At 69.3% G+C, this 21,432-nt stretch carries 20 protein-coding genes and 2 tRNA genes; 9 read left to right on the top strand and 13 right to left on the bottom strand.

What is annotated here, in order from left to right:
- Positions 1-56: 56 nt before the first annotated feature.
- The 6 genes from aceE (at position 57) to FCG67_RS12290 (ending at position 8,592) form a co-directional block, all read left to right on the top strand.
- Positions 57-2,921 (top strand): pyruvate dehydrogenase (acetyl-transferring), homodimeric type, encoded by a 2,865-nt coding sequence (gene aceE, locus FCG67_RS12265; protein ID WP_211243180.1) that lies wholly within the window; start codon positions 57-59, stop codon positions 2,919-2,921.
- Between the two features lie 111 nt (positions 2,922-3,032).
- Positions 3,033-4,349, top strand: a complete 1,317-nt coding sequence (locus FCG67_RS12270; RefSeq protein WP_136910070.1) for a PucR family transcriptional regulator — start codon at positions 3,033-3,035, stop codon at positions 4,347-4,349.
- Positions 4,350-4,476: 127 nt separating this feature from the next.
- Positions 4,477-5,394 (top strand): ACP S-malonyltransferase, encoded by a 918-nt coding sequence (locus FCG67_RS12275; RefSeq protein ID WP_136910071.1) that lies wholly within the window; start codon positions 4,477-4,479, stop codon positions 5,392-5,394.
- 119 nt (positions 5,395-5,513) lie between these two features.
- Positions 5,514-5,819 carry a meromycolate extension acyl carrier protein AcpM gene (gene acpM / locus FCG67_RS12280; protein WP_077041999.1) on the top strand — a complete coding sequence of 102 codons (306 nt, stop codon included), beginning with the start codon at positions 5,514-5,516 and terminating at the stop codon, positions 5,817-5,819.
- Entirely contained in the window at positions 5,816-7,066 is a 1,251-nt protein-coding gene (locus tag FCG67_RS12285) for a KasA/KasB family beta-ketoacyl-ACP synthase (RefSeq protein WP_136910072.1), read from the top strand. Before acpM ends, FCG67_RS12285 begins: the two co-directional genes overlap by 4 nt.
- A gap of 92 nt (positions 7,067-7,158) precedes the next feature.
- Positions 7,159-8,592, top strand: a complete 1,434-nt coding sequence (locus tag FCG67_RS12290) for an acyl-CoA carboxylase subunit beta (protein WP_136910073.1) — start codon at positions 7,159-7,161, stop codon at positions 8,590-8,592.
- Positions 8,593-8,657: 65 nt separating this feature from the next.
- Here FCG67_RS12290 and FCG67_RS12295 read toward each other — a convergent pair whose 3' ends face one another.
- Positions 8,658-8,828, bottom strand: a complete 171-nt coding sequence (locus FCG67_RS12295; RefSeq protein WP_136910074.1) for a cold-shock protein — start codon at positions 8,826-8,828, stop codon at positions 8,658-8,660.
- Between the two features lie 260 nt (positions 8,829-9,088).
- Entirely contained in the window at positions 9,089-9,739 is a 651-nt protein-coding gene (locus FCG67_RS12300; RefSeq protein ID WP_211243181.1) for an NAD(P)-dependent oxidoreductase, read from the bottom strand.
- Between the two features lie 98 nt (positions 9,740-9,837).
- Between FCG67_RS12300 and FCG67_RS12305 the strand changes: the two genes are divergently transcribed.
- A complete protein-coding gene (locus FCG67_RS12305; RefSeq protein ID WP_136910075.1) occupies positions 9,838-10,203 on the top strand; it encodes a winged helix-turn-helix transcriptional regulator in 366 nt (121 codons plus the stop codon).
- Here the strand turns inward: FCG67_RS12305 and FCG67_RS12310 are convergent.
- From FCG67_RS12310 to FCG67_RS12320, 3 genes are all read right to left on the bottom strand, one after another.
- A complete protein-coding gene (locus FCG67_RS12310; protein ID WP_136910076.1) occupies positions 10,200-10,718 on the bottom strand; it encodes a DUF3145 domain-containing protein in 519 nt (172 codons plus the stop codon). The two genes, FCG67_RS12305 and FCG67_RS12310, sit on opposite strands and share 4 nt — an antisense overlap.
- A 126-nt stretch (positions 10,719-10,844) precedes the next feature.
- Complete coding sequence (locus tag FCG67_RS12315) at positions 10,845-11,660, bottom strand: serine hydrolase domain-containing protein (protein WP_136910077.1); 816 nt, start codon at positions 11,658-11,660, stop codon at positions 10,845-10,847.
- Positions 11,661-11,683: 23 nt separating this feature from the next.
- A complete protein-coding gene (locus tag FCG67_RS12320; RefSeq protein WP_136910078.1) occupies positions 11,684-12,307 on the bottom strand; it encodes a TetR/AcrR family transcriptional regulator in 624 nt (207 codons plus the stop codon).
- A 117-nt stretch (positions 12,308-12,424) separates the two neighbouring features.
- On the opposite strand from FCG67_RS12320, the gene FCG67_RS12325 reads away from it, so the two are divergent.
- On the top strand, positions 12,425-13,285 hold the full coding sequence (locus FCG67_RS12325; protein WP_136910079.1) for an alpha/beta fold hydrolase: 861 nt from the start codon (positions 12,425-12,427) through the stop codon (positions 13,283-13,285).
- A gap of 51 nt (positions 13,286-13,336) precedes the next feature.
- Here FCG67_RS12325 and FCG67_RS12330 read toward each other — a convergent pair whose 3' ends face one another.
- The 5 genes from FCG67_RS12330 to FCG67_RS12350 form a co-directional block, all read right to left on the bottom strand.
- Positions 13,337-14,464, bottom strand: coding sequence for an NDMA-dependent alcohol dehydrogenase (locus FCG67_RS12330; protein ID WP_136910080.1), 1,128 nt, complete (start codon positions 14,462-14,464; stop codon positions 13,337-13,339).
- Between the two features lie 229 nt (positions 14,465-14,693).
- Positions 14,694-15,212, bottom strand: coding sequence for a DinB family protein (locus tag FCG67_RS12335; RefSeq protein WP_136910081.1), 519 nt, complete (start codon positions 15,210-15,212; stop codon positions 14,694-14,696).
- A 9-nt stretch (positions 15,213-15,221) separates the two neighbouring features.
- Positions 15,222-16,511: a low temperature requirement protein A gene (locus tag FCG67_RS12340; protein WP_136910082.1), complete on the bottom strand. Its 1,290-nt coding sequence runs from the start codon at positions 16,509-16,511 to the stop codon at positions 15,222-15,224.
- A gap of 84 nt (positions 16,512-16,595) precedes the next feature.
- Positions 16,596-16,669, bottom strand: a tRNA-Ile gene (locus FCG67_RS12345).
- 159 nt (positions 16,670-16,828) lie between these two features.
- Positions 16,829-16,901, bottom strand: a tRNA-Asn gene (locus FCG67_RS12350).
- A 134-nt stretch (positions 16,902-17,035) separates the two neighbouring features.
- Here FCG67_RS12350 and FCG67_RS12355 point away from each other — a divergent pair.
- Positions 17,036-17,275, top strand: coding sequence for a hypothetical protein (locus FCG67_RS12355; RefSeq protein ID WP_097212019.1), 240 nt, complete (start codon positions 17,036-17,038; stop codon positions 17,273-17,275).
- Positions 17,276-17,287: 12 nt separating this feature from the next.
- Here FCG67_RS12355 and dnaG read toward each other — a convergent pair whose 3' ends face one another.
- The 3 genes from dnaG to FCG67_RS12370 are packed head-to-tail and all read right to left on the bottom strand — an operon-like array spanning position 17,288 to position 21,172.
- Positions 17,288-19,198 (bottom strand): DNA primase, encoded by a 1,911-nt coding sequence (gene dnaG, locus FCG67_RS12360; RefSeq protein ID WP_136910083.1) that lies wholly within the window; start codon positions 19,196-19,198, stop codon positions 17,288-17,290.
- 16 nt (positions 19,199-19,214) lie between these two features.
- A complete protein-coding gene (locus tag FCG67_RS12365; protein WP_136910291.1) occupies positions 19,215-20,495 on the bottom strand; it encodes a deoxyguanosinetriphosphate triphosphohydrolase in 1,281 nt (426 codons plus the stop codon).
- Complete coding sequence (locus FCG67_RS12370; RefSeq protein WP_136910084.1) at positions 20,495-21,172, bottom strand: YdcF family protein; 678 nt, start codon at positions 21,170-21,172, stop codon at positions 20,495-20,497. The genes FCG67_RS12365 and FCG67_RS12370 overlap by 1 nt, the downstream gene beginning before the upstream one ends.
- Positions 21,173-21,432 lie beyond the last annotated feature (260 nt).

Genomic DNA, 21,432 nt, shown 5'->3' on the forward strand with positions numbered 1-21,432 from the left:
ATTGAGCCAGATCACCATCACGCGTAAAGCGGACCGCCGTCACACAGGCGATTCGCATGGATTGGGCGCCGCACCGAGCGTCCTCCCCGATGAAGGAGAGTCATACGTTGTCCGAGCCCACCCAGGACCAATTCTCGCCAGCGCAGCAGCCCGCACCCAGCGGCGACGGCCGCGTCCGCGTGATTCGTGAGGGGGTGGCCTCATATCTCCCCGACATCGATCCCGACGAGACAACCGAGTGGTTGGACAGCTTCGACGGCCTGCTGCAGAACTCGGGACCGGCGCGCGCCCGCTACCTGATGCTGCGACTGCTCGAGCGCGCGGGCGAGAACCGGGTGTCCATCCCCGCGCTGACCTCCACCGATTACGTGAACACCATTCCGACCGAGAACGAGCCGTGGTTCCCCGGCGACGAGGAGGTCGAGCGCCGCTACCGCGCCTGGATCCGCTGGAACGCCGCTGTCATGGTGCACCGCGCGCAGCGCCCCGGCGTCGGCGTCGGCGGCCACATCTCCACCTACGCGTCCTCCGCGGCCCTCTATGAGGTCGGGTTCAACCACTTCTTCCGCGGCAAGGACCACCCCGGCGGCGGCGACCAGATCTTCATCCAGGGTCACGCCTCCCCCGGCATCTACGCCCGTGCCTTCCTCGAGGGCCGGATCCCGGCCGAGCAGATGGACGGCTTCCGCCAGGAACACAGCCACGCGGACGCGGGCGGCGGGCTGCCGTCCTACCCGCACCCGCGACTGCTGCCCGACTTCTGGGAATTCCCCACGGTGTCGATGGGCCTCGGCCCGATGAACGCCATCTACCAGGCCCGGTTCAACCACTACCTGAACGATCGCGGCATCAAGGACACCTCCGACCAGCACGTCTGGGCCTTCCTCGGCGACGGCGAGATGGACGAGCCGGAGTCGCGGGGCCTGGCCCACGTCGCCGCCACCGAGGGCCTCGACAACCTCACGTTCGTCGTCAACTGCAACCTGCAGCGCCTCGACGGCCCCGTCCGCGGCAACGGCAAGATCATCCAGGAGCTGGAGTCGTTCTTCCGCGGCGCCGGCTGGAACGTCATCAAGGTCGTCTGGGGCCGCGAGTGGGACGCGCTGCTGCACGCCGACAAGGACGGCGCGCTGGTCAACCTGATGAACACCACTCCCGACGGCGACTACCAGACCTACAAGGCCAACGACGGCGGATACGTCCGCGAGCACTTCTTCGGCCGGGACCCCCGCACCAAGGAACTGGTCAAGGACCTGTCCGACCAGGACATCTGGAACCTCAAGCGCGGCGGGCACGACTACCGCAAGATCCACGCGGCGTACGCCGCCGCGCTGCAGCACAAGGGCCAGCCGACCGTCATCCTGGCGCACACCATCAAGGGCTACACCCTTGGCAAGCACTTCGAGGGCCGCAACGCGACCCACCAGATGAAGAAGCTCACCCTCGACGACCTCAAGGCGTTCCGCGACCTGCAGCGGATCCCGATCTCCGACGCCGAGCTGGAGAAGGACCCGTACCTGCCGCCGTACTACCACCCCGGCGCGGACGCCCCCGAGATCCAGTACATGCTCGACCGTCGCAAGCAGCTGGGCGGGTTCCTGCCCTCGCGCCGCACCGACGTCGCGCCGCTGGCGCTGCCCGAGGACAAGACCTACGACTCGCTGAGGAAGGGCTCCGGCAAGCAGGAGATCGCCACCACCATGGCGCTCGTGCGGGTCCTCAAGGAGCTGCTCCGCGACAAGGAGATCGGCAAGCGGATCGTGCCGATCATCCCCGACGAGGCCCGCACGTTCGGCATGGACTCGTGGTTCCCGTCGCTGAAGATCTACAACCGCAACGGCCAGCTGTACACCTCCGTCGACGCCGACCTGATGCTCGCCTACAAGGAGAGCTCGATCGGCCAGATCCTGCACGAGGGCATCAACGAGGCAGGCTCCACCGCCTCGTTCACCGCGGTCGGCACCTCCTATGCCACCCACGGCGAGCCGATGATCCCGCTGTACATCTTCTACTCGATGTTCGGCTTCCAGCGGACCGGTGACGGACTCTGGGCCGCCGCCGACCAGATGGCCCGCGGTTTCGTGCTCGGCGCCACCGCGGGCCGGACCACGCTCACGGGCGAGGGCCTCCAGCACGCCGACGGACACTCGCTGCTGCTGGCGTCGACGAACCCGGCCGCGGTGACCTACGACCCGGCGTTCTCGTACGAGATCGCGCACATCGTCAAGGACGGTCTGCGCCGGATGTACGGCGGCACGCCCGGCGAGGAAGGGTTCGGCGGCGAGAACGTCTTCTACTACCTGACCATCTACAACGAGCCGTACGTGCAGCCCGCGGAGCCGGAGGACCTCGACGTCGAGGGCCTGCTCAAGGGCATCTACCTGTACAGCAAGAGCACGGGCACCGGACCCCGCGCGCAGATCCTGGTCTCCGGCGTCGCCATGCCGGAGGGCCTGCGCGCCCAGCAGCTGTTGGCCGAGGACTGGGGCGTCGCGGCGGACGTGTGGTCGGTCACGTCGTGGGGCGAGCTGCGCCGCGACGGCGTCGAGTGCGAGCGACAGGCGCTGCGGAACCCGCAGGCCACCGCCGCCGTGCCGTACGTGTCCACCGCGCTGGCAGGCGCCGAGGGCCCGTTCGTGGCGGCCTCGGACTGGATGCGGGCGGTCCCGGACCAGATCCGGCAGTGGGTGCCCGGCGCGTACACCACGCTCGGCACCGACGGGTTCGGCTTCTCCGACACCCGGACCGCGGCCAGGCGCTACTTCAACGTCGACGCCGAGTCGATCGTGGTCGCGGTGCTGGCCGGCCTCGCCAAGGAGGGCAAGCTCGAGCACAACACCCCGGCGGCGGCGGCCCGGCACTACCGGATCGACGACGTCCTTGCGGCGCCGAAGTCGCTGAAGGACCCGGGCAGCGCCTGACGACTATCTGTGCACGAGTGTTTATAGACACCTGACAAATCAGGCGCTCGGGAAGCGCGCATATCGCGCCCCCGGGCGCCTGAGGTCACGGTGCGCGTAAGTTTCGAGACTATGGGCGAGCAGAAACCCCCGGTGGACGGCTCCACCGACGACGGGGCACAGGCGGCGGGCGTGCCGGTTTTCGGCAGGCAGCGTCAGCCCCGCGACCCCCTGCCCGACGCGTTGCTGCGCCGGGTCAAGCAGTTCTCCGGCCGGCTCTCCACCGAGGCGATCACCTCGATGCAGGACCAGCTCCCGTTCGTCGGCGACCTCGACGCCGACCAGCGGGCGAGCGTGCAACTGCTCGTGCAGACGGCGGTGGTCAACTTCCTCGAGTGGCTCAAGGACCCCGAGGGCGACATCCGGTTCAGCATGGAGGCCTTCCAGGTCATCCCCCAGGACCTGGCCCGCAGGCTGACCCTGCGCCAGACCGTCGACATGGTGCGCGTGGCGATGGAGTTCTTCGAGCAGTGGCTGCCCGCGCTTGCCCGGAACGAACAACAGCTCATCGCCCTGACCGAGGCTGTGCTGCGCTACGGTCGCGAGCTCGGGTTCGCCGCCGCCTCCGTCTACGCCAGCGCCGCCGAGTCCCGCGGCGCGTGGGACACCCGGCTGGAGGCCCTCGTCGTGGACGCGGTGGTCCGCGGCGACACCGGCTCCGACATGCTTTCCCGCGCAGCGACACTCAACTGGGACGCGACCGCGCCCGCGACCGTCCTCGTCGGCACCCCGCCGCCCGACCAGGGCGTGTCGGTGGTCGGCACCGTTCACACGATCGCGCAGAAGCACGGGCGGGCCGCGCTCGCCGTCGTGCAGGGCTCCCGGCTGGTGATGGTCGTCAGCGGCGACATGCAGGACCCTTACGGCGATCAGTTCATGACGGACCTGCTCACCAACTTCTCCGACGGCCCCGTGGTGATCGGGCCGACCACCCGCACCCTCAGCGCCGCACACTTCAGCGCGGTCGAAGCCCTCGCAGGCATGGAGGCGGTGGCCGGCTGGCGGGGTGCCCCGCGGCCGGTCCACGCGGGCGAACTACTGCCCGAGCGGGCCCTGCTCGGCGACAGGGCGGCCCTCGATTCGCTCATCGATCTGCTCGTGCGGCCGCTGGCCGCCGCGGGGTCCGCGCTGACCGACACCCTCGAGACCTATCTCGACTGTGGCGCCGCCGTCGAGACCTGTGCCCGCAAGCTGTTCGTGCACCCCAACACTGTCCGGTATCGACTTAAAAAGATCAGCGAGATCACCGGCCGCGACCCCATGAACCCGCGCGACGCGTACGTGCTCAGGGTCGCGTCAACGGTGGGCCGTTTGGCTCAAGCCAGTCACGAAACAACTCATCCAGTCACACCAATCACATTCTTCACAAACCGTGCGATCGACTTGTAACGTTCCGCCGTCCACTTCCGATGCGAGTTCCCCACATGCGATTTTGTGGAAACCCTACAAAACACTTGTCCAAGGTTGATGGTCAAAAACATCACCCACATGCCGCTGGACAGTGTTCCCTTATCTTGTGATTTCGTTGCTTGCCCCGGGTCAGGGCTCCCAAACCCCCGGCATGCTCAGCCCTTGGCTGGAGCTGCCGGGCACTGCAGACCGCATTTCCATCTGGTCGAAGGCCTCCGGCCTCGACCTCCAACGCCTGGGCACCACCGCCACGGCCGACGAGATCACCGACACCTCGGTCACCCAGCCCCTCGTGGTCGCCGCCGCGCTGCTCGCCTTCGAGGAGCTCGAGCGCCGCGGACTCGTCCCCGCGGACCTGATCGCCGCGGGCCACTCGGTCGGTGAGCTGGCCGCGGCCGCCATCGCAGGCGTGATCTCCTCGGACGACGCCGTCGCGCTCGCCGCGCTCCGCGGCTCCGAGATGGCCAAGGCCTGCGCGCTCGAGCCGACCGGCATGTCCGCGGTGCTCGGCGGCGACGAAGAGATCGTCCTGGCCCGACTGGCCGAGCTCGGCCTCGAGCCGGCGAACCGGAATGCGGCCGGCCAGATCGTGGCGGCCGGCCTGCTCAGCGCCCTGGAGGAACTCGCGGCCGCGCCGCCGGAGAAGGCCCGCGTCCGGGCCCTGCCGGTGGCAGGTGCGTTCCACACCGCGTTCATGGCGCCTGCCCAGGAAGCCGTGACCGAGGCGGCCTCCCGAATCAGCCCCTCGGATCCGACGCGCACGCTACTGTCCAATGCCGACGGTCAGCCGGTCACCTCCGGCGCCGACGCGCTGGCCAAGCTGGCCGCCCAGGTGACCAGGCCCGTGCGCTGGGACCTGTGCACCGCATCGCTGCGGGCGGCCCAGGTCACGGCGATCGCCGAACTCCCCCCGGCCGGCACCCTGGTGGGTATCGCAAAGCGGGAGATGAAGGGAACCCCCACGCTGGCGCTCAAGACGCCGGACGACATCCCGGCACTGTCCGAGCTCACCGGACTCGGATGAGGCCCGCCGCAATCCTGCGGCCCTAGTCCCCCGGCAGCAGGACCACACACCACATTGGCCGGTCTGCCGACCGGCCAAGGCCAGACCCAAGTAACACCAAACAAGAAGGGAGCCACGAAGTGGCCACCACCCAGGAAGACATCATTGCCGGACTCGCGGAGATCATCGAGGAGGTCACCGGCATCGAGCCGTCCGAGGTGACCATCGAGAAGTCCTTCGTCGACGACCTCGACATCGACTCGCTCTCCATGGTGGAGATCGCCGTGCAGACCGAGGACAAGTACGGCGTGAAGATCCCCGACGAGGATCTCGCCAGCCTGCGCACCGTCGGCGACGCCGTCAGCTACATCCAGAAGCTCGAGGCCGAGGGCGGCGACGCCGCTGACGCCGTCAAGGCGAAGCTCGACTCCGCGAACGAGGAGTGAGCTCGCCCGTGACTTCCACCAGGAACTTCCCCAACATCGTCGTCACCAGCCTCGCGGCCTCGACGTCGATCGCTGGTGACGTGGATGCCACGTGGAAGGGCCTGCTCGCAGGCGAGAGCGGGATCGACGTCCTCGAAGATCCGTTCATCGCGGAGTACGACCTTCCCGTCCGCATCGGCGGGCACCTGAAGGTGAGCCCCGACGATGCACTCTCCCGCGTCGAGATCCGGCGGATGAGCTTCGTGGAGCGACTCGCTCTCGTGCTCGGCCGCCAGGTGTGGCAGAACGCGGGCAGCCCCGAGGTGGACAAGGACCGGCTCGGCGTGGTCCTCGGCACCGGACTCGGGGGCGGCGAGGCATTGATCGACGCCGTCGACAAGATCAAGACCCAGGGATACCGCAAGGTGTCGCCGTTCTCAGTGCAGATGGTGATGCCGAACGGTCCCGCCGCGGTCGTCGGGCTCGAGCTCGGCGCCCGCGCAGGCGTGATCACTCCCGTCTCGGCGTGTTCGTCGGGCTCGGAAGCGATCGCGCACGCATACCGGATGCTCATCATGGGTGACGCCGACATCGTCGTCACCGGTGGCGTCGAGGGCCAGATCGATCCCGTGCCGATCGCGAGTTTCGCGATGATGCGGGCATTGAGCTCACGCAACGACGATCCGAAGGCCGCCTCGCGTCCCTTCGACAAGGATCGCGACGGCTTCGTCTTCGGCGAGGCCGGGGCTCTGATGGTCCTCGAGACCGAGGAGCACGCCAAGGCGCGCGGGGCCACCATCCACGCACGCCTGATGGGCGCGGGCATCACCTCGGACGGCTACCACATCGTGGCGCCGCACCCCGAGGGCACGGGCGCGGCCCGTGCGATGGCTCGGGCGATCCAGACCGCAGGTCTGGCGAAGTCCGACATCACCCACGTGAACGCGCACGCCACGGCGACGCCGATCGGGGACACGGCCGAGGCACTGGCCATCAAGTCCGCGGTCGGTGGCCACGCTGCGGTGTACGCACCGAAGTCAGCTCTCGGGCACTCCATCGGCGCCGTCGGTGCGCTCGAAGCCGTGCTCACGGTCCTGGCTGTGCGTGACGGAGTCATTCCGCCCACGCTCAACCTCGAGAACCAGGATCCAGAGATCGATCTCGATGTCGTGAAGGGTGAACCCCGTTACGGCCAGATCGACTTCGCGCTCAACAATTCATTTGGATTCGGTGGGCACAATGTCGCGCTCGCCTTCGGCCGAGCCTGACCGGTCGGAATAGCTCGTTGGTGGGGGCCTCGCACCCCGGGGCCCCCACCCCGACTACCGCCCGCAGGCGGCCAGTACAAGGAGGACAAGCGATGACCATCTTGGCCCCGATCACCCGATCCGATGCCCAGCTCGATCCCCGCGACCCGATGGCGCGACTCGAGAACCTCTTCGACGCCGGGACCACCGTCCCGCTGCACGATCGTGACAAGTCCGGTGTGCTCGCCGCTGCCGGCGAGATCGACGGAGTTCGCACGATCGCCTACTGCTCCGACGCGACCGTCATGGGCGGCGCAATGGGCGTCGAGGGCTGCAAGCACATCGTGAACGCGATCAACACCGCGATCGACGAGAAGTCCCCGATCGTCGGCATCTGGCATTCCGGCGGTGCGCGGCTCGCGGAGGGCGTGGAGGCCCTGCACGCGGTCGGCCTCGTGTTCGAGGCGATGGTGCGCGCGTCCGGCCTGGTCCCCCAGATCTCCGTCGTCCTCGGCTTCGCCGCCGGCGGCGCCGCCTACGGCCCGGCGCTCACCGACGTCGTGATCATGGCGCCCGAGGGACGGGTCTTCGTGACCGGCCCCGACGTGGTCCGCTCGGTCACCGGCGAGCAGGTCGACATGGAGTCCCTCGGCGGCCCGGACACCCACACCAAAAAGTCGGGCGTCGCGCACATCGCGGCCACCGACGAGCTGGATGCACTCAATCGAGCGCGCCGCCTGGTGTCGATGTTCTGCGACCAGGGCACCTTCGACCAGGCGGCCGCCGAGCACGGCGACACCGACCTGCGCGCGCTGATGCCCGAGTCGGCCAAGCGCGCCTACGACGTGCGCCCGATCGTGCACGAGCTGCTCGACAACGTCGAGGGCGAGTCGACCCTCGAGGAGCTGCAGGGCAACTACGCCCGCAGCATCGTCACCGGTCTCGGTCGCCTCGGCGGTCGCACCGTCGGCGTCATCGCCAACAACCCGCTGCGCCTCGGCGGCTGCCTCAACTCGGAGAGCGCCGAGAAGGCCGCGCGCTTCGTCCGGCTCTGCGACGCGTTCGGCATCCCGCTGGTCGTCATCGTCGACGTCCCGGGTTACCTGCCCGGGGTGAGCATGGAGTGGGAGGGTGTCGTCCGTCGCGGCGCCAAGCTGCTGCACGCGTTCGCCGAGGCCACCGTCCCCCGCGTCACCGTGGTCACCAGGAAGATCTACGGCGGCGCGTACATCGCGATGAACTCGCGGGCACTCGGCGCCACCGCCGTCTACGCCTGGCCGGACGCCGAGGTCGCCGTGATGGGTGCCAAGGCCGCCGTCGGCATCCTGCACAAGCGGGCGCTGGCCGCCGCCCCGGAGGAGGAGCGTGAGGCACTGCACGATCGCCTGGCCGCCGAGCACGAGGCCATCGCGGGCGGCGTCAGCCGCGCCATCTCGATCGGCGTCGTCGACGAGATGATCGATCCCGCCAAGACCCGCAGCCGGGTCACCGCCGCGCTGGCGGCCGCCCCGGCCGGCCGCGGTCAGCACAAGAACATCCCGCTCTGATCCGCACGAGAGACGAGAAGGGCCCCCGACCTGAGGTCGGGGGCCCTTCTCGCTGAACGGGTGGCTCAGAGCACGTGAACAGCGGTGGCCTGCGGGCCCTTCGGGCCCTCGGTCACCTCGAACTCGACCTGCTGGTTCTCCTCGAGGCTCCGGAAACCGGAACCCTGGATCTCGGAGAAGTGCACGAAGAGATCCGGTCCGTCGGTGCGCGAGATGAAGCCGAAGCCCTGACTCATATTTGCTCCTTACAGGGCTGGGATGACGGGACCCACACCGTGTGGTGCCCCGGGCCGGTTCGAGACTCGGCGTCTCCAGATTCCTGAAGGCAAACAGAGCGCACGCAACTTGAGTTCTTGCGAGCGTGCGGTAAACACAAACACACAAAACTGACGACCGCCTGGTTCAACGCCGCCCGCGGCGCATCCATTCCCGAGGGGTTGGTTCTCAGGCGCCCGTCACGCCGAGAGCCCGAGAACCTCCCCCTCGCCGGGCACCCTCAGCCGACCGCGACCAGTTCTCGGCTGTGCTTCGGACGCTCGACCTCGTCGATCAGCGCGACGGCGAGGTCCGCGTACGAGAACGGCCGCGCCCCGGCGGCGTCGGCAAGCACGGTGCCACCGCCGATCCGGTACTCCCCCGTGCGCCCGGCGACCTCGTCGAGGACGACCGGCGGCGGTGCCAGCATCAGCCAGTCGACATCGGTGTCGGCGCCGCGCAGCACCTCGAGCTCGGCCGCGTGACCGAGCGAGAACTCCCTGGCCTCATCGGGGAAGCCGGGCGCATCGAGCACACGGACGCCCGGCTCGGTCTCGAGCAGCGTGCCGATCCCGACGACCAGCATCCGGCCCACCAGCGCCCGGCCGAGGCCATCGAGCAGCGCCTCGGCGGCCGCGACATAGAACTCCGACGACGGCAGATCCATCCGGGCGACGGCGCTGATCGCCGCGTCGTGGCCGGCCGCGAGAGCGGCAACGCTGTCGGCGTCGGTGGCATCGCCTGCCACCAGATCCGCGCCGAGCGCGGCGAGCTCCGGGTACCGCGCGGGGTCGCGGACCACCGCGGTGACCCGGTGACCGCGTGCGACGGCCTCGGCGACCGCGCGACGTCCGGCACGCCCACCGGCTCCGAAGATGATGATCCTGCTCATGGGTGGCTCCGTTCGACGGGGCCGGCACGATCGCCGGCCGACGACGCGAAGGTAGCGAGCAGGGTGCCGGTTACCGCAACGATAGTTACGCTGACCAGGTGACGAAGCCTCTGGAGCCCGACATGTTCGAGGGCTGCTCGACCGGTCCCGCCCCGATTCGGATCGGCGACAAGTGGACCGCGCGGATCATCACCTGCCTGCGCGAGGGCCCGCGCCGGTTCTCGGAGCTCCAGGTGCCGCTGCGCACCGTCAGCCCGAAGGTGCTCACCGAGTCGTTGCGGGCCATGGAGCGCGACGGCCTGGTCACCCGCACCGCCTACGCCGAGATCCCGCCCAGGGTCGAGTACGAGCTCACCGCGCTCGGCCGCTCTCTGTTCGAGCCGATGGCGGCGGCCTGCGCCTGGTCCCGCGAGCACCTGGACGAGCTGCTCGACGCCAGGAACAGGGTTGGGGACGCGCCCTAGCCGACGTGCCTGCGCAGCCAGGTCACCTCGGCACCCTCGCCGCCGCTGCGGTACGGCTCGAGCGCCTCGTCCCAGGCCGTGCCGAGCGCGGTGTCGAGTTCGGAGGCCAGTTCGCCCGTGCTGCCGTGTGCCTGCATCAGCGCGCGCAGCCGCATCTCGCCGAGGATCACGTCGCCGTTCGCGCTCATCGCGCCGCGCCACAGTCCCAGCCCGGGGACGTGGCTGAACCGCTCGCCGTCGACGCCGTCGCTGGGATCCTCGGTGATCTCGAACCGCAGCATCGGCCAGGACCGCAGCGCGGTGACCAGTCGCGCGCCGGTGCCCACCGGCCCGACCCAGTTGCTGGTCGCGCGCAGCAGCCCGGCCCCGGCGGACTGCGAGGTCCACTTGAGGTTGGCTGGGCTCTCGAGGGTGGCGGTGAGCGCCCATTCGACGTGGGGGCACACCGCGGCGGGCGACGAATGCACGTAGAGCACACCACTCGTCGCATCGGCGAACTGATTCAACGCGCGCACAAGCACCTCCGGCTCAGACGAGGGACGTCTTCCCCAACGACCTCATTTGTGCCTGTCGCGCGATTTGCGTCACCAGTGTGCCCTGTGCGCCCCCTGTTGCGCCAGTTATAGAAGGGATTGGTGTGATCAAGCGCCGGCGAGCTCGGCCAGCACGGCCTCGCTCAGCGGCGGCCAGGCGGCCTTCGCCCAGTCACCGAAGGCCCGGTCGGCGAGCGCGACGCACGCGATCGAGCGGTCCGGGTCGACCCACAGGAAGGTCCCGGACTGACCGAAGTGGCCGTAGGTCGACGGCGAGTTCGTCGCACCGGTCCAGTGCGGCGCCTTGCCGGACTTGATCTCGAAGCCGAGCCCCCAGTCGTTGGGCCGCTGGACGCCGTAGCCGGGCAACAGTCCGTCCAGGCCGGGGAACTGGACCCCGGTGGCCTCCCGCGCCGTCTCGGCCGAGATCAGGGTCGGACTCAGCAGCTCCCGGGCGAAGCGCGCCAGGTCGGCCGCGCTGGAACGGGCGCCGTGCCCCGCCGGACCGTCGAGGATCGACGCCGACATGCCGAGCGGGGCGAACACCGCCTCGTGCAGGTAATCCGGGAACGCGATGTCGGTCTCCGTGGCGATGAGGTCGGCCAGCACCTCGAATCCGGCGCTGGAGTAGATCCGCTTGGTCCCTGGCGCGCTCTGCACGGTCGGCTCGCCGAACGCCAGCCCGGAGGTGTGTGCGAGCAGGTGCCGCACGGTGGCGCCGGGCGGCCCCGCGGGCTGGTCGAGCTCGATCGCGCCCTCCTCGACGGCCACCAGCGCGGCGTACGCCACGAGCGGCTTGGTCACCGAGGCGAGCGCGAACACCCGGTCCTGGTCCCCGGCCGCGCCGATCCTGCCGTCCGGACCGATCACCGCCACCGCGGCGTGGTCGACGGGCCAGTGTTCGATCGCATCGAGGCTGTGCACCCGTGCAGCCTACGAGACCGCGCTCAGCCCTCCGCCAGCCTGGCCAGCCCGGCCGCCACGGCCGGATCCGCGCCCGAGGCGGACTGGAGTGCGGCCAGGAACGTCCCGGCCAGCACCTGCTCGAGCACCGCCCGCTCGACGTCCGCGCTCGCCAGCCACCGCAGGCACGCGGCCTTCTCGAACGCCAGGCAGCCCTCGATCACCATGACCGCGATCTCGCTCGGCGTATCGATGCCGAGCGCGTCGAGGATCAGCTCGAACGAGGCCGCGTCCACTCGGCGACCGAGTTCGGCGAGGCCCGAGCTCCCGCCTGCCCGCATCAAGGCCTGCCAGCCGACGCTGTGCAGCTGCACGTGATCGAGGTAGGCCCCGAGCCCGGCCATCAGCCTGCCGAGCAGGGGTCCCTCACCGGTGGCCGCGGTCAGGTCCGCGATCATCCTGTCCGCCGCGGACTCCATCGCCGCGAAGACGAGCGCGTCCTTGCCGCCGAAGTAGTGGTACAGCAGCCCGACGGACACCCCGGCCTCCGCCGAGATCTCCTGCACGGAAAGCCGTTCCGGCTCCCGGGTGGACAGCGCACGCAGGGTCGCCTCGATCAGCTCGCTGCGACGCTGCTCGGTCGTCAGCCGGGTGCGTTGTTCGGGCATCGGCGCCACTCCCCTCGGTCGCGCTCACTCTAGGGGCTCGAGGGCTATTGAAATGACGTTCAACAGAGGCTACCGTCGAAGCCACTATTGAATCCACTTTCAATACAGGAGTCCGACATGACGCAGAGCGGCACCAACCTGGAAACAGAACGCTGGATCGAGACCACCGCGGGCCCGGTACACCTGCGCGAGATCGGCCCCCCGACCGGCAGCCCGCTGCTGTTCGTGCACGGCGCGCTCGTCGACAGTCACCTCTGGGACGGCGTCGCCGCCCGGGCCGCCGCGCTCGGATACCGGTGCCTGCTGCCGACGCTCCCCCTCGGCTCGCACACCCGGCCGATGAACCCCGGCGCCGATCTGGATCCGCCCGCGCTGGCCGACCTGGCCGCCGAGGTGGTCGGGCAGCTCGGGCTCAGCCGGGTCACGGTGGTGGGCAACGACACCGGCGGCGGCCTGAGCCAGATCCTGACCGCCCGCCATCCGGATCTGGTGCGGACGCTGGTCCTCACCGCCTGCGATGCCTACGAGCAGTTTCCGCCCCGATCGCTGCGCGCCTTCTTCGCGCTCGGCAAGGTGCCAGGCGTCCTCGCCCTCGGCGGTCAGCTCATGCGGCTGCGGGCGGCACGACGGTTCGCGATACCTCGTCCCCTCAGCCATCGTGGGCCCGGCGACGAGGTGATCGCCGGCTGGACCCGACCGTTGCGGGATCCCATGCTGCGCCGGGACACCGTCACGTTCTTCGCGGGGATCGACGCCTCGCACACCCTGGACGCCGCGCGGCAGCTGCGCACCTTCACGGGCAGCGCGTTGCTCATCTGGGGCGCCGACGACCGCGTCTTCGGCCTGGAGCTGGGGCGCAGGCTGGCGGCCGACATCCCGGGCGCCCGGCTCGAGATCCTCGACGACTGCGGCGCGTTCGTCCCACTCGACGCGCCGGACCGGGTCGCCGGGCTCATCGACGAGTGGCTGACCGGATAGACAGCGGCGCCGGGCAGCTCGACTGAGCTGCCCGGCGCCGTGGAGGTGTGACTAGCGGTCCGCGTCGGTGTACTTGATGACGCCGCGCAGGTTCTTGCCGTCCAGCATGTCCTGGTAGCCCTCGTTGATCTGCTCGAGGCTGTAGGTGTTGGAGATCATGTCCTGCAGGTTGAGCTGACCCGACTTGTACAGGTCGAGCAGCATCGGGATCTCGTGACGCGGGTTGGCGCCACCGAAGACGTTGCCCTTGAGCGTCTTCTGCAGCATCGCGAAGAGGAAGAGATTCATCTTCACGTCCATGTCGGACATGTTGCCCATCGAGGTCACGACGCAGGTGCCGGCCTTGGCGGTCAGGGTCAGCGCCGGATCCACCATCGCGCCGTCCATTTCGCCCATGGTGAGGATGACCTTGTGGCACATCTTGCCCCAGGTCAGCTCCATGACCGGAACGATGGCCTCCTCGAGGCTCGCGTAGGCGTGCGTGGCACCGAACTTGAGGGCCTGCTCGCGCTTGAACGGGACCGGGTCGATGGCAATGACGTGGCGCGCGCCCGAGACCACCGCGCCCTGCAGCGCGGCCATGCCGACGCCGCCGACGCCGACGATCGCGACGGAGTCGCCGGGGCGAACCTGCGCGACGTTGGTCGCCGAGCCCCAACCCGTCGTCGTGCCGCAGCCGACGAGCGCGGCGACCTCGAACGGGATGTGCTCGTCGATCTTGACCGCGGAGTACTCGTGCACGGTCATGTAGGGAGAGAACGTGCCGAGCAGCGACATCGGGATGACGTTCTGACCGCGGGCCTGGATGCGGAACGAGCCGTCGGAGATGGACTGTCCGGACAGCAGGCCCATGCCGAGGTCGCAGAGGTTCTGGTGTCCCTGCGTACAGGGGTCACAGGCGCCACAGGCCGGAATGAAGGACAGCACGACATGGTCGCCCTCCTTCAGCCGCTTCACGTTCGGGCCGACCTTGGTGACGACGCCCGAACCCTCGTGCCCACCCAGCGCCGGGAACGACGGCATCGGGGTGGCACCGGTGACGATGTGATAGTCGGAGTGGCACATACCGGCCGCCTCCATGCGGATCTGGACTTCGCCCTCGCGGGGATCACCCAGCTCGATCTCCTCGACCGACCACGGCTCGTTGAGACCCCACAACAGCGCGCCTTTTGTCTTCATTTCGTTCCGGCCTTTCGTCCGCGTCCGCTATATGTGATCGAGGTGACGGTGATCACAGCGGACACGATATCCTGAAACTCGGCAAATTGGAACACGTTCTAGAAGGATTTCGTGCCATGCTCTAACGAAGTTCGAAAAGACCAGTACAAAGGGTGTTCCGGCGACGACACGCGGGACTCCCACATCTGCCCCGAGCGCCGATCCTAGCCCCGAACTGGACGGGCGTCCGTTAGCCTCGGACGTCGCGGAGGTGATGGATCGGGTCGTGCACGAAATAGCGCGCGAGCGAGTCCACCGTGAACGCGGATCCGTCGCTGCGCAGCCCACGTCGGCCCCGCTCCGCCGGCGACACCGCCGCGAACGCGTCCGCCACGGCGGTCGCGGCCGCACCGAGCTCGGCCGCGACCCTCGCCGGGTCCTGTTCGCCGTAGCGCTCGGCGACGGCGGTCTCGTCCTGATCCCAGTTCGCGAAGTGCGGGTCGTCCTGCGCGAGCATCAGCTCCAGGCGTTGCAGGAAGATCCTGAAGACGTCCCGCACGTGCGCGGCGTACTCCAACGCCGACCAGGTGTGCTCGTCCGGCCGCACGGCCACGTCCGGCCGCGCCAGCACCGCGGGCCAGGCCGCCGCATTCGCGCGAACCAGGCCGGGAATGTCCTCGTACTCGACAGCACCGGCATCGAATCCACAGTCGGCGCATGGACGCTCGAGAACCCAGGTCCAGTTCTTGGTGTCGGGCGGGATCGTCATGGGTCCAGGCTAGTGATCGCTCCCCTGGTCCGCGCGACCGAGACTGATATCGAGAGCGCGCGCCTCGTGCGCATGTCCGACCCACTCGTAGCCGACGACCGTCACCACCGGCGCCATCATCACCACGATCAGGCACCACGCCATCGAGACCCCGTGCGCGGCAATGACGACCGCGAGAACCAGGGTCGCCCCTGTGCCCACGAGGAGGATCAGGTGGAACGGATCGGGCACCCGCACGAGGTAGGCGTAGAGCAGGTAGATGGACCCGATGAACACGGAGACGGGTATCGCCACGGTGAGCACCGTGGCCACGGCACCGACGTGCGCGACGTGCTCGATGTAGTAGGCCGCGACGTGCAGACCCGCCCCGACCGCCGCGAGCGACGCGAAGATCACGATGTGGCCGTAACCCCAGACGAAGCAACGGTTTCGGTACACCTCGAGCACCTCGGCCGACGGGAGCATGTAGTAGACCCACCACAGCCCGAAGGTGAGCCCGATCCCGGCGACCGCGACCAGCACCGCATCCAGCGACCACCCCTGCCTGCCCACGACGGCCGAGAGCGACGCCACCGTGCCGATCACGCCCTCCCCCAGCGTGATGATGACCAGCAGCCCGTGGCGCTCGACGATGTGATGCACGTGCCACGGCGTCCCGCCCTTGTTCCGCTCGGCAATAACCGGTCCACTGAGCTCGAGCAGCATGAGCACCGCGGCGACCGCGAACACCTGCTCGAGGGTGAGCGGGGCGATCACCACCGCCACCCAGCCGACCTGGGCGATGACGAGCGTCACGGCGTAGGTCAGCGCCGCGGGGCGGTGCGTCGGATCGTGCTTGGCAGCCCGCAACCACTGGAAGACCATGGCCACGCGCATCACGATGTACCCGGAGACCATCACGGAGTTGTCGAGCTCGACCCCGCGGTCGATGGAGGCGAACATCTGCGGCAGACCGAGCGCGAGGATCACCACCCCGACCATCTGCACCATGGTGGTGACCCGGTAGATCCAGTCATCGGTGTCGTAGGCGGACGCGAACCAGGAGAAGTTGATCCAGGCCCAGATGATCGCGAACATCGCGAACCCGAACCCGGCGAGGCCGCTCCCGAGATGGCCCTCCGCGACGACGTGTGCGAACTGCTCCCCGGCGACGCCGAACGCCACGACGAACGTCAGGTCGAAGAGCAGTTCGAGCGGGGTCGCGGACCGGTGCGCCTCGTCCGGGTCGCGACCGACCATCCGCTGCACGCGGTGTGCGTAGTAGCGGGCGGTCCCCGCCGGCTGCTGGTCTGCGCTCATGGTCGGGCTCCCCTGCCAGGGTCCGCGAACGATCGATGCGGTGAAACCTACCGGCACTGCTGACGCGAGGGGTGGCATCTCGAGTGGGGCGGGCGGGGCTCGAACCCGCGACCAATGGATTATGAGTCCACGGCTCTAACCGACTGAGCTACCGCCCCATGGGCCACATCATGAACATCAGTGGCCCGCCGAAATGCTACCGGCCCCGCTCACCCCATTGTCCGCCGAGGGTGTCGGAGGGCGACGGCCTCGGCTGCATCCGCCGCCGAACGCAAGAGGACCCCGTCACACGATGTGTGACGGGGTCCTCCCGGATGCTCCCCCGGCTGGACTCGAACCAGCAACCGTCCGATTAACAGTCGGAAGCTCTGCCAATTGAGCTACAGGGGATTATTCCGTCAGCCGTTCGTTTCCGTTTGGCTGCGGACAGACTTTAACCCATCCACCCACCCAGGTACCAAATCGCCTGCCCGGAGGCCCATCAGGCAGACTGTGGAGAGGCTGGTCGGAGGAGGAAAGCAGGGATGATGCGCTTGTTGATCGCTGTCGGCGTCGGGTACGTGCTGGGGACCAAGGCGGGCAGGTCGCGCTACGAACAGATCAGCAAGGCCGCCAAGGCCGTGGCGGCCAGCCCCGCCACCAAGAAGGTCATCGACGTGGGCAGGCAGAAGCTCTCCGACAGCCTGAACACGCAGCCCCGACTCGAGCCGCTCGAGGCCATCGACGCGGACACCACGATCTACGTCCCGCGCGACCGCAAGTAGGGGCTGGCCCCGCTATAGGTCGTCGGAGCTGTCCCCGACGGCCTGCTCGAGCAGGCTGCGCCGGTACTGCTCGAGCGCGACCAGGTCGCCGAACAGGGACATGTACTCGTCGGGCTGGTCGGCCTGCGACATCCGCTGCAGCTTCGACTTGAGGTCGGCCACCTGATTGCCCACCCACACCTCTTGCAGCCGGGCCAGCACCCGCGGGATGTAGGCAGGCACGTCCGAGGCCCGCATCGGGTCAACGGCCAGCTCGGTGACCAGCGACTGCAGCGGCTCGGCCCGCTTACCGACCGCGTCCATCCACTCGGCACCGCCGAGCCCCGCACCGGTCCCGCCTGCCTCCGCGATCGCGTCGCGCACCAGCGCGTACGCGGGATGGGTGAACGATTCGGACGGCAGCGAGTCGAACACCGAGCCGGCGATCGCCGGGTACTGCAGGGCCGACTTGAGCGCCTCCCGCTGCGGCCACAAGGTCGGGTCCGTCGGGTTCGGCCGGGCGGGACCCGCGGGCGCCTCTCCGGTGCCCTGCTCCGGCACCCGGCTCCGCTCCTGCCGCTGCGGCCCGCGGCCCGACCTCGGTGAGTTCCTGCGCGCCTCCTCGCGGACCCGCTTGATCACCGTCGGGATGTCGTCCCAGCCGATCCAACCGGCGAGCTGACGGGCATAGTCCTCACGCAGCGCCTCGTCCTTGATCCGGGCGACCACCGGCACCGTCCGGCGCAGCGCCTCGACCCGGCCCTCACCGGTGTCGAGGTCGTGCTCGGCGAGCAGGGATCGGATCACGAACTTGAACATCGGGATGCGCCGGGCGACCAGGTCGCGCACCGCGGCGTCCCCCGCCGACTGGCGCAGTTCGCACGGGTCCATCCCGTCCGGCGCCACCGCGACGTAGGTCTGCCCCGCTATCTTCTGGTCGCCCTCGAACGCCTTGAGGGCCGCCGCCTGACCCGCGGCGTCGCCGTCGAAGGTGTAGATCACCTCGCCGCGGAAGTAGCTGTCGTCCATCAGGAGCCGGCGCAGCATCGCCAGGTGGTCCTCGCCGAATGCGGTGCCGCAGGCGGCGACCGCGGTCTTCACCCCGGCCAGGTGCATGGCCATCACGTCCGTGTAGCCCTCGACGACCACCGCCTGGTGACCCTTCGCGATGTCCCGCTTGGCCAGGTCGAGACCGAACAGCACCTGAGACTTCTTGTACAGCATGGTCTCTGGCGTGTTGATGTACTTGCCCGGCATGGTGTCGTCGTCGAACAACTTGCGGGCGCCGAAGCCGATGACGTCGCCGCCGAGGTTGCGGATCGGCCAGACCAGCCGACGCCGGAACCGGTCGATCGGGGTGCCGCGCTTGCCGGGCGTGGCCAGGCCGGCGTCGATGATCTCGTTCGCCTCGAACCCCTTGACCATCAGGTGCTTGGTCAGGGTGTCCCAGCCGTCCGGCGCGTAGCCGCAGCCGAAGGTGATCGCGGCCTGGCCGTCGAAGTTGCGCTCGGTGAGGTAGTCGCGGGCGGTCTGGGCGTCCGGTTCCCGCAACCGCGCCGCGTAGAACTCCTGGGCGGCCGCGTTGGCCGCCACCAGCCGCGCCCTGGTGCCGCGGTCGCGCTGCACGGAGGGGCCGCCGCCCTCGTAGGAGATCGTGTAGTTGAGCCGGTCGGCGAGCTGCTCGACGGCCTCCACGAAGGAAATGTGCTCGATCTTCTGCATGAACGAGTACACGTCGCCGCCCTCGCCACAGCCGAAGCAGTGGTAGGTCCCATGGTTGGGGCGGGCGTGGAAGGAGGGCGACTTCTCGTCGTGGAACGGGCACAGGCCCTTCATCGAGTCGCCGCCGCTGCGCTTGAGCGCGACGTACTCCCCCACGATGTCTTCGATATGAGTCCGGTCGCGGATGGCCGCGATGTCTCGTTCAGGAATTCGGCCGGCCACTCGAGCAGTGTAGGCGCTATCCCCAGCTCGCCTGAGCGCCGAGGCTCTGCTTGTCGACGCGTTCGAGCCGGCTCTCGGTGTACGAGGCGATCTGGTCGACGATCACCCTGGTCCGGGCCGCGTCGTCCGCGGCGCGCTCCCAGGCGGAGAGCAGCAGCGGGTCCAGCCCGGACGGCGCCGTGCGGTGCAGCCATTCCGAGACCCGATGGATGCGGTCGCGCTGCCGGTCCTGTTTGGTGCGGTGCCCGGCGTCGGACATCACGTACCGCAGCGCGACGGTCTTGAGCAGCGCCACCTCCGCGCCGACCACCGGCGGGATCTCCAGGTCGGCGGAGTAGCGCGAGAGCGGGCGATCGCCTGCGACCCGGCGGGTCTCGGTGACGGCCGCGGTGGCGAACCGCCCGACCAGCTCGCTGGTGAGGTTCTTCAGAGCCACCGAACTGGCCAGCGTGCCGTCGAAGCTGCCGCTCGCGCCGACCACCACGGGCAGCACGGACAGCCGCCGCGCGGCCTCGACCAGGTCCTCGACGATCAGCCCGCGGAACTCCGAGGCGCCCATCTCCGCCAGGGCCCGCTGCTCGGCGGGGTCGGCGAGCGCGCGCAGGTCGATGCGGCCGGCGATCACCCCGTCCTCCACGTCGTGCACCGAGTAGGCGACATCGTCCGCCCAGTCCATCACCTGCGACTCCAGGCAGCGCCGCTGCCCGGGGGCGCCCTCGCGCACCCAGGCCAGGATCTGCGCGTCGTCGTCGTAGGCGCCGAACTTGGCGCCGGGCGACGGACGCGTCCACGGGTATTTGATCGACGCGTCGAGTGCCGCGCGGGTGAGGTTGAGCCCGACGCTGCGCCCGTCGCCATCGAGCACCTTCGGCTCCAGGCTGGTGAGGATCCGCAGGTTCTGGGCGTTGCCCTCGAATCCGCCGCACTCCGCGGCGACCTCGTCCAGCGCCTTCTCGCCGTTGTGCCCGTACGGCGGGTGGCCGATGTCGTGGGCGAGCCCCGCGAGGTCGACCAGGTCCGGGTCGCAGCCGAGGCCGTCCGCGATGCTGCGGCCGATCTGCGCGACCTCGATCGAGTGGGTGAGCCGGGTCCGCGGGGTGTCGCCGTCGCGCGGACCGACCACCTGGGTCTTGTCGGCCAGCCGACGAAGCGCCGCGCAGTGCAGCACCCGGGCCCGGTCCCGCGAGAAGTCGGTGCGCCGGGCCGAGGTGCCGGGCAGCCCGCCGCTCTTCGGCGGCTCCGCCACCCGCCGCTCCAGGTCGTGCTCGGTGTAGTCCGCCACCGGATCCGGCGCCATCACTGGCCCGCGGTGTAGGGGAAGTCCGCGGAGAAGTGGGTGAGTTGATACCAGATCAACGCCCCTGTCTCCCTTGTGATTCCGTGGGCCTGCGACTCGCGGGTGAAGACGGCGGGCCCCTGCCGGGTCGGCGCGGTCCAGGCCTCGAGCCCGGCGTCGCGGGCCATTGTCCTGGTGCGCAGCGAGTGCCACGGATCGCTGACCAGGACGGCCGAGTTCATGTCGCGCTCGCCCATCTCCCGGCTCACGCCCTCGATGCTGCGCAGGGTGTCCGCCCCCTCCTCGACGGCGATGATCCGGTCGCCGGGCACGCCGCGACCGATGAGGTAGTTCCGCCCCGAGGCGGCCTCGGTGTAGACGTCCCCCTCCTGCTTGCCGCCGACGGTGACCACGGTCGGCGCGACGCCCCTGTTGAACAGCTTCACGGCCTGCTCCAGGCGCGCCTCGAACACCGAGGACGGCGTCCCCGAGTACTGGGCCGCGCCGAGCACGACGATGGCGTCGGCCTTGGTCGGGTCGTCGATCCGGGCGACCTGCCACACGCGTGCCGCGGTGCCGCCGACCAACAGCAGGCCCATCAGCACGGCACCGGCAATGGTGCGGCGCGTCCAGCGGGCAAGGGTGCCCCCGAAACCGAGCCGGTCGGCTTCGCGCACGCGCACAACTGGTGAACTCACTCCGCAAGTCTGCCAGCCGCACGCCGCGGTGCGCCTCACGGCGCGCCAGAGCCACCGCCATCCGAGCCGATCGGCCGGAACCCGACCCTGACCCGGGAACGACGAACGCCCCCACCCGATCGTGGGGGCGTTCGTCAGGCTGCTGTCGTCAGCTGAACGACGTGAGCAGCTGAAGGAAGTTGGATCCGAGCAACGACACCATGTTGAACTGCGCCAGGATCGTTCCGATGATTTCCACTTCATCCTCCGTTTATGCGTAC

The organism is Rhodococcus oryzae, assembly GCF_005049235.1.
GTDB lineage: Bacteria > Actinomycetota > Actinomycetes > Mycobacteriales > Mycobacteriaceae > Rhodococcus_G > Rhodococcus_G oryzae.

Excerpts from the sequence above, each read along its gene's own strand:
- FCG67_RS12300 (WP_211243181.1), bottom strand. The coding sequence starts at position 9,739 with ATGAGCAGGATCATCATCTTCGGAGCCGGTGGGCGTGCCGGACGTCGC.
- FCG67_RS12365 (WP_136910291.1), bottom strand. The coding sequence starts at position 20,495 with ATGGCGCCGGATCCGGTGGCGGACTACACCGAGCACGACCTGGAGCGG.
- FCG67_RS12270 (WP_136910070.1), top strand. The coding sequence starts at position 3,033 with ATGGGCGAGCAGAAACCCCCGGTGGACGGCTCCACCGACGACGGGGCA.
- aceE (WP_211243180.1), top strand. The coding sequence starts at position 57 with ATGGATTGGGCGCCGCACCGAGCGTCCTCCCCGATGAAGGAGAGTCAT.
- FCG67_RS12325 (WP_136910079.1), top strand. The coding sequence starts at position 12,425 with ATGACGCAGAGCGGCACCAACCTGGAAACAGAACGCTGGATCGAGACC.
- FCG67_RS12320 (WP_136910078.1), bottom strand. The coding sequence starts at position 12,307 with ATGCCCGAACAACGCACCCGGCTGACGACCGAGCAGCGTCGCAGCGAG.
- FCG67_RS12340 (WP_136910082.1), bottom strand. The coding sequence starts at position 16,511 with ATGAGCGCAGACCAGCAGCCGGCGGGGACCGCCCGCTACTACGCACAC.
- FCG67_RS12290 (WP_136910073.1), top strand. The coding sequence starts at position 7,159 with ATGACCATCTTGGCCCCGATCACCCGATCCGATGCCCAGCTCGATCCC.
- FCG67_RS12335 (WP_136910081.1), bottom strand. The coding sequence starts at position 15,212 with ATGACGATCCCGCCCGACACCAAGAACTGGACCTGGGTTCTCGAGCGT.
- FCG67_RS12295 (WP_136910074.1), bottom strand. The coding sequence starts at position 8,828 with ATGAGTCAGGGCTTCGGCTTCATCTCGCGCACCGACGGACCGGATCTC.
- FCG67_RS12330 (WP_136910080.1), bottom strand. The coding sequence starts at position 14,464 with ATGAAGACAAAAGGCGCGCTGTTGTGGGGTCTCAACGAGCCGTGGTCG.
- FCG67_RS12355 (WP_097212019.1), top strand. The coding sequence starts at position 17,036 with ATGATGCGCTTGTTGATCGCTGTCGGCGTCGGGTACGTGCTGGGGACC.